This is a genomic window from Streptomyces sp. NPDC003077 (assembly GCF_040611095.1).
Taxonomy (GTDB): Bacteria; Actinomycetota; Actinomycetes; order Streptomycetales; family Streptomycetaceae; genus Streptomyces.
Map to the genome: position 1 here is coordinate 19752 of NZ_JBEXNM010000097.1, position 7925 is coordinate 27676.

The following is a 7925-nucleotide window of genomic DNA, read 5'->3' on the forward strand; positions in this document are numbered from 1 at the left end:
GGCAACCTCCGTCATATGTGGTTCGACAATGCTGAACGATATCGGCCGATGCCGACCCCGGGGGAGGGGACGGCGCCGTGTCCGTGCCCTAGATGATCTTGGTTGCCGTCCCGGGCGCCGACCGCACCCCCTCCGACCCGCGCCCCCTCGCGTGGCCCCGGCCGGACCGGCGCGCCTTCCCCGGCGGACTCCGCGGACCCGTACATCCTCCCCGGCGCGCCGCGTACGGGTTCCCCGCCGCCCCTCGTGCGCTCCCTGACGGGCCTCCGCCCGGCGCGGCCCCGTATCCAACGAACGTGTACCGATTCGTACGGACCAATGCCCGCCCCCACGACCCCGCCCGGCCACCGGCCCGTCACCCCACGGCCCACGGCCCGACCGCCCCAACCCCCGAACCGCAAGGATTCCGCCACCCAGCGGAGCCGTACCCACCCGGAACCGGCCATCCGCCGATCCCGTACCGCCACCGATCGATCACCGATCGGAATCACCCGGCACCGTCCACGCCCTGAAACGCGACACCACCGATCCGCCGGTGCGGGCTACCCTGGCCCGGTGCGCCTTCTCCAGGTAGGCGCAAAGCCGACAGCCGTCGCAACCAGGGGAGCACCTCCATGGCCTCGTACACGCCATCGTCCGCCAGCACCCGCGTCACAGCCCTGCGAGAGGCGCTCGCCTCCCGCGTCGTGGTCGCCGACGGGGCCATGGGCACGATGCTCCAGGCGCAGGAACCGACGATGGAGGACTTCCAGCAGCTCGAAGGCTGCAACGAGGTTCTCAACATCACCCGCCCGGACATCCTCCGGTCCGTCCACTCGGCCTACTTCGAGGCCGGCGTCGACTGCGTGGAGACCAACACCTTCGGCGCGAACTTCTCCGCGCTGAGCGAGTACGACATCCCCGAGCGGATCGGCGAGCTGTCCGAGGCGGGCGCCCGGATCGCCCGCGAGGTGGCGGACGAGTTCACCGCGGCCACCGGACAGCAGCGCTGGGTCCTGGGCTCCATCGGCCCCGGCACCAAGCTGCCCACGCTCGGCCACATCGACTACCGCACGCTGCGCGACGCCTACCAGCGCAACGCCGAGGGCCTGATCGCCGGCGGCGCGGACGCCCTGCTCATCGAGACGACGCAGGACCTGCTCCAGACCAAGGCCGCGGTCCTCGGTTCCCGCCGCGCCCTGGAGGTGGCCGGCCTCGACCTGCCGGTCATCTGCTCCGTCACCGTCGAGACCACCGGCACCATGCTGCTCGGCTCGGAGATCGGCGCCGCCCTGACGGCCCTGGAGCCGCTGGGCATCGACATGATCGGCCTGAACTGCGCGACCGGCCCCACCGAGATGAGCGAGCACCTGCGCCACCTCGCCCGCAACGCCCGCGTCCCGCTGTCCTGCATGCCGAACGCGGGCCTGCCGGTCCTGGGCAAGGACGGCGCGCACTACCCGCTGACGCCCGCCGAGCTGGCCGACGCGCAGGAGACCTTCGTCGCCGAGTACGGGCTGTCGCTGGTCGGCGGCTGCTGCGGCACCACGCCCGAACACCTGCGCCAGGTCGTGGAGCGGGTCCGCGGCGTCGTCCCGCCCGCCCGCGACCCGCGCCCCGAGCCGGGCGCCGCCTCCCTCTACCAGGCCGTCCCCTTCCGCCAGGACACCTCCTACCTGGCGATCGGTGAGCGGACGAACGCCAACGGGTCGAAGAAGTTCCGCGAGGCCATGTTGGAGGGCCGCTGGGACGACTGTGTGGAGATGGCCCGCGACCAGATCCGCGAGGGCGCGCACATGCTCGACCTGTGCGTGGACTACGTGGGCCGGGACGGCGTGGCGGACATGCGGGAGCTGGCCGGCCGGTTCGCCACCGCCTCCACCCTCCCGATCGTGCTGGACTCCACCGAGGTGGACGTCATCCGGGCCGGCCTGGAGATGCTGGGCGGCCGGGCGGTCATCAACTCCGTGAACTACGAGGACGGCGACGGGCCGCAGTCGCGGTTCGCCAAGGTCGCGGCGCTGGCCGCGGAGCACGGCGCCGCCCTGATGGCCCTGACCATCGACGAGGAGGGCCAGGCCCGGACCGTCGAGCACAAGGTCGCCATCGCCGAACGGCTCATCGCCGACCTGACGACGAACTGGGGCATCCGCGAGTCGGACATCCTCATCGACTGCCTCACCTTCACCATCTGCACCGGGCAGGAGGAGTCCCGCAAGGACGGCGTCCACACCATCGAGGCCATCCGCGAACTCAAGCGCCGCCACCCCGACGTGCAGACCACGCTCGGCCTGTCCAACATCTCCTTCGGCCTCAACCCGGCCGCCCGCATCGTCCTCAACTCCGTCTTCCTGGACGAGTGCGTCAAGGCCGGCCTGGACTCCGCGATCGTGCACGCCTCCAAGATCCTGCCGATCGCCCGGCTGGAGGAGGAGCAGGTCAAGGTCGCCCTCGACCTCATCTACGACCGCCGCGCCGAAGGCTACGACCCGCTCCAGCGGCTCCTGGAGCTCTTCGAGGGCGCCACCGCCAAGTCCCTGAAGGCCGGCAAGGCCGAGGAACTGGCGGCCCTGCCGCTGGAGGAGCGCCTCAAGCGGCGCATCATCGACGGCGAGAAGAACGGCCTGGAGGCCGACCTCGACGCGGCCCTGGAGACCCGCCCGGCGCTGGACATCGTCAACGAAACGCTGCTGGACGGCATGAAGGTGGTCGGCGAGCTGTTCGGCTCCGGCCAGATGCAGCTCCCCTTCGTCCTCCAGTCCGCCGAGGTCATGAAGAGCGCGGTGGCCTACCTGGAACCGCACATGGAGAAGTCGGACGCCGAGGGCAAGGGCACCATCGTGCTGGCCACCGTGCGCGGCGACGTGCACGACATCGGCAAGAACCTCGTCGACATCATCCTGTCCAACAACGGCTACAACGTCGTCAACCTCGGCATCAAGCAGCCGGTCTCGGCCATCCTGGAGGCCGCGCAGGAGCACCGGGCGGACGTCATCGGCATGTCCGGGCTGCTGGTCAAGTCCACGGTGATCATGAAGGAGAACCTGGAGGAGCTCAACCAGCGCAAGATGGCCGCCGACTACCCCGTCATCCTCGGCGGCGCCGCCCTCACCCGCGCCTACGTCGAGCAGGACCTGCACGAGATCTACGAGGGCGAGGTGCGCTACGCCCGCGACGCGTTCGAGGGGCTGCGCCTGATGGACGCCCTCATCGCCGTCAAGCGCGGCGTCCCCGGCGCCACGCTGCCCGAGCTCAAGCAGCGCCGGGTGCCCAGGAAGACGGTGGAGATCAAGGAGCCCAGCCCCGAGGAGGGCGCGGTCCGCTCCGACGTCGCCACCGACAACCCCGTGCCCACCCCGCCCTTCTGGGGCACCCGCGTCGTCAAGGGCATCCAGCTCGCCGACTACGCCTCCTGGCTGGACGAGGGCGCCCTCTTCAAGGGGCAGTGGGGCCTCAAGCAGGCCCGTACCGGCGACGGCCCCTCCTACGAGGAACTGGTGGAGTCCGAGGGACGCCCCCGGCTGCGCGGCTGGCTGGACAAGCTCCAGACCGAGAACCTGCTGGAGGCGGCCGTCGTCTACGGCTACTTCCCCTGCCACTCCAAGGGCGAGGACCTCGTCCTCCTCAACGAGGACGGCTCCGAGCGCACCCGCTTCACCTTCCCGCGCCAGCGCCGCGGCCGGCGGCTGTGCCTGGCCGATTTCTTCCGCCCGGAGGAGAGCGGCGAGCGGGACGTGGTGGGCCTCCAGGTCGTCACCGTCGGCTCGAAGATCGGCGAGGCGACCGCCGAGCTGTTCGCCGCCGACTCCTACCGCGACTACCTCGAACTGCACGGCCTGTCCGTGCAGTTGGCCGAGGCGCTGGCCGAGTACTGGCACGCCCGGGTGCGCGCCGAGCTGGGCTTCGGCGGCGAGGACCCCTCCGACGTCGAGGACATGTTCGCCCTGAAGTACCGCGGCGCCCGCTTCTCGCTGGGCTACGGCGCCTGCCCGGACCTGGAGGACCGCGCCAAGATCGCCGAACTGCTGGAGCCCGAGCGGATCGGCGTCCAGCTCTCCGAGGAGTTCCAGCTCCACCCGGAGCAGTCCACGGACGCGATCGTCATCCACCACCCGGAGGCGAAGTACTTCAACGCGCGGTGAGGCGGGGTGCGGCGCGTTTTCCAGCCTGTCCGGCGTTTGAGGACGCGGTGACGGACTGACGACGTGTCGCGCTTGCCCGACGGCACCAGGCGGCAGGTCCTGCCATTTGCGGGCCGAGTCCGCCACTTTCAGCCCGTCCGGCGTTTGAGGACACCCCGGGAGCGCGCGTGCGGGCTCGTGGGGCGGGTGGCGGGTGGTCTGGGGACCCGGTGAACGCCGGGGGCGTTGTCCTCAATCGCCGGACGGGCTTGATTGTGCCGGCCGTCGTTTGTCGGCCGGGACGAACGGGCGGGCTTGATTGTGCCGGCCGTCGCTTCTCAGCCGAGCCGAACGACGGGCTGATATGGCGGGTCGCCGTCCACCAGGTGAACCCGGCGGAGCCGCGGCGGGGCTGGGCGGAGCCGCCGGGGAAGTACTGGGGCGTACGGGCGGTCATACCCGTACACTTGTCGGTCCGGTAGCGGCCGGTCGCCTTCTCTCGGGGAGGCGACCGGCCCTTTTGTCCCTCTGGGACATCTCCGACGGAGGTGACGGATGACCAGCAGCGTCCCGATGACGGGCACCCGTACGGCGGACGGCGCGACACTCCAGGCGGTCTTCCTCGACCTGGACGGCACGCTCGTGGACACCGAGGGCTTCTGGTGGGAGACGGAGTTCGAGGTCTTCGCCGAACTCGGCCACATATTGGACGACGCGCACCGCGAAGTCGTCGTCGGCGGGCCCATGACGCGCAGCGCCTCCTACCTCATCGAGGTCACCGGCGCCGACATCCGCCTGGAGGAGCTGACCGCGCTGCTCAACGCGCGGTTCGCGGCCCGCATCGCACGCGGCGTGCCGCTGATGCCCGGCGCGCGCAGGCTGCTGGCCGAACTGGCCGCCCATCAGGTGCCCACCGCGCTGGTCTCGGCCTCGCACCGCACCATCATCGACCGGATGCTGCACTCGCTGGGCCCGGAGAACTTCCGGCTGACGCTGGCCGGTGACGAGCTGCCGCGCACCAAACCGCACCCGGACCCGTACCTGACCGCGGCGGCCCGCCTGGGCGTGGAGCCGGAGCGGTGCGCCGTCGTGGAGGACACCGTGACCGGGGTGACGGCGGCGGAGGCCGCGGGCTGCCCCGTGGTGGCGGTGCCGTCGGTGCAGCCGATCGCGCCGGCCGTCGGACGAACCGTCGTCAGCTCCCTCGAAGAAGTCGATCTGCCATTTTTGCGGGCCCTCATCACCGAAAGGGCGTAACCGTGCACCGTGCGTATCGCGCGGAATGGCAGGGAAACTCTCAGGAACGAGGTGCTTATTTTCCGTGACACCGGTCCGGTCGAATTCCCGTAGGTACCGACGAAAGCCGGAGAGTGACGTTTCTCACGCCCCGACCCGTCGACAACCTCGCCTTCAGTCGTTCCACCGGCCCTTTTGGGGGCTTTCCGTGGGGGTATGTGTCCGGATTTGGTGGAGCGCTGTACGAATCGTTCCGGCGTCCGGATATCGGTAATCCGTTGAGCGTTATCCGGGCGTCATATCGCGGCAACTCCGGGGCGTTCCGGAGCCCCTGACCGTTCCTACTAATGTCATCGCGAGCAACACCTCTGCGCTGATAAGGAATCTGCCGACGATGAATCGCAAGACCTTGGTGCTGCCGGCCCTGGCCGGTCTGCTCGTCCCCACACTCGCTGCTTGCGGCAGCACGGACGGCGCAGGTGAGGGCGGTGATGCGATCGTCGTCGGGGCCACCGCCCAGATCGAGGCCACCAAGGACGCGCCGGCCCCGCTGGACCCCGCCCAGGCGTACGACGTCGACGTGTGGAACGTGCTCCGCGGCAGCCTGCAGACGCTCATGCGGCTGCCGCGCACCGGCAACGCGCCGGTGCCGGAGGCCGCCGAGTCCTGCGGCTTCCGGGACACCCAGAAAGAGCAGTTCCGGTGCACGCTGCGCAGCGGCCTGAAGTTCTCCAACGGGCACGCGCTGACGTCGGAGGACGTCAAGTTCTCCATCGACCGTATGAAGACCATCAATTACGCCAACGGTCCGATATCGCTGCTCGACAGCATCGACAAGGTCGAGACGCCCAGCAGCAGCGAGGTGGTCTTCCACCTCAAGAAGCCGGACGCCACCTTCCCCCAGAAGCTGGCGACCCCGGCCGCGGCCATCGTGGACAGCGAGACGTACCCGAAGAACGCCCTTTACAAGGGGTTCGAGGTGGCCGGCTCCGGTCCGTACACGCTCAAGGTCGAGCGCAGCGGCGAGCGCATCACGAAGGCCGTCTTCACCAAGAACCCGTCCTACAAGGGCGGGATCGAGCTGAAGAACGACAAGATCGAGATGCGGTTCTTCAAGGACTCCGCCGGCATGGAGAAGGCGCTCCGCGACGGCGACATCGACCTGATGAACCGCAGCCTGGCGCCCGACCAGATCAAGGGCCTCCAGGAGGCCCGCGACAAGGGCGTGACGCTCCAGGAGATGCCCGGCCAGGAAATCCGTTACCTCGCCTTCAACACCAACGACCCGTCGGTCTCCGACAAGGCCGTCCGCCAGGCGATGGCACAGGTCGTCAACCGATCGGCGCTGGTCCGTGACGTGTACTCCTACACGGGCGACCCGCTGTACTCGCTGGTCCCGACCGGCCTCACCGGCCACATCAACTCCTTCTTCACCAAGTACGGCAGCCCGAACGTCGCCAACGCCCGCAAGATCCTCCAGCAGGCGCACATCAGCACCCCGGTCAAGCTGACGCTGACCTACACCAAGGACCACTACGGCTCCAGCACCGCCAAGGAGTTCAAGGAGCTGCAGGACCAGCTCAACAAGAGCGGGCTGTTCTCGGCCGACATCAAGGGCATCGACAACTGGTCGCAGTTCCGCCAGGAGCAGTCCCAGGGCAAGTACGCCGTGTACGGCATGGGTTGGTTCGCGGACATCCCGGACGCGGACAACTACATCGCGCCGTTCATCGGCAAGGGGAACTTCCTCAACTCGCCCTACCGCAACAACAAGATCGAGTCGCAGCTGATCCCGGGCACCCGGCAGCAGAGCGACCGCAACGCGGCGGCGGAGGGCTTCAAGGAGGCGCAGGACATCATCGCCGACGAGGTCCCGATCCTGCCGCTGTGGCAGGGCAAGCAGTACGTCGCGGCGCGCGACGACATCACCGGCGCCGAGTGGGCCCTGAACTCCTCCTCGACCCTTCAGATCTGGGAGCTCAGCCGAGGCGTGGGGGAGTGACCTGATCCCGTCCGGCCATCCCTGACAGCGCAACAGGCCCCGGGCCCCCGCCACGGCGGGGCCCCGGGGCCGCCCCTTTCGGGCCCCGGCCCACCCATTCCAGCCAGGGGCCGTCACTTTCAGCCCGTCCGGCGTTTCAGGACGTGGTGGCGGGACTGACGATCAGTCGCGCTCGCCCGACGGCCGATACCAGGGGGCCCGCCATTTCCGGGGCGGGTCGCCATCTTCAGCCTGTCCGGCGTTTGAGGACGCGGTGGCGGGAGCGACGATGAGTCGTGCGTGTCTGATGGCGTCATGGGGCGGGGCTGACCGTTCATCCTGGGGTCGAGCCCGCACATTCCAGCCTGTCCGGCGTTTGAGGACGCGGTGACGGGAGCGACGATGCGCCGCGCCTGTCCGACGGCATCAGGGGCAGGGCCCACTGTTTCCGGGTCGGGCCCGCACATTCCAGCCTGTTCGGCGTTTGAGGACGCGGTGGCGGGAGCGACGATGTGCCGCGCCTGTCCGACGGCATCAGGGGCAGGGCCCACTGTTTCCGGGTCGGGCCCGCCCATCCCAGCCCGTCCGGCGTTTGAGGACACCCCGGG

At 69.5% G+C, this 7925-nt stretch carries 3 protein-coding genes; all 3 read left to right on the forward strand.

Features of this window, described 5'->3' with window-relative positions; translation table 11 throughout:
- The first annotated feature begins 614 nt into the window (after positions 1 to 614).
- The 3 genes from metH (at position 615) to ABZX96_RS35540 (ending at position 7338) form a co-directional block, all read left to right on the forward strand.
- Positions 615 to 4121: a methionine synthase gene (metH, locus tag ABZX96_RS35530; protein WP_355552905.1), complete on the forward strand. Its 3507-nt coding sequence runs from the start codon at positions 615 to 617 to the stop codon at positions 4119 to 4121.
- 534 nt (positions 4122 to 4655) lie between these two features.
- Positions 4656 to 5357, forward strand: a complete 702-nt coding sequence (locus ABZX96_RS35535; protein ID WP_355552908.1) for an HAD family phosphatase — start codon at positions 4656 to 4658, stop codon at positions 5355 to 5357.
- 373 nt (positions 5358 to 5730) lie between these two features.
- Positions 5731 to 7338 carry an ABC transporter substrate-binding protein gene (locus ABZX96_RS35540; protein ID WP_355552911.1) on the forward strand — a complete coding sequence of 536 codons (1608 nt, stop codon included), beginning with the start codon at positions 5731 to 5733 and terminating at the stop codon, positions 7336 to 7338.
- Positions 7339 to 7925 lie beyond the last annotated feature (587 nt).

Bases quoted from the DNA above. Each gene is read 5' to 3' on its own strand.
- ABZX96_RS35540 (WP_355552911.1), top strand. From the start codon at position 5,731: ATGAATCGCAAGACCTTGGTGCTGCCGGCCCTGGCCGGTCTGCTCGTC.
- ABZX96_RS35535 (WP_355552908.1), top strand. From the start codon at position 4,656: ATGACCAGCAGCGTCCCGATGACGGGCACCCGTACGGCGGACGGCGCG.
- metH (WP_355552905.1), top strand. From the start codon at position 615: ATGGCCTCGTACACGCCATCGTCCGCCAGCACCCGCGTCACAGCCCTG.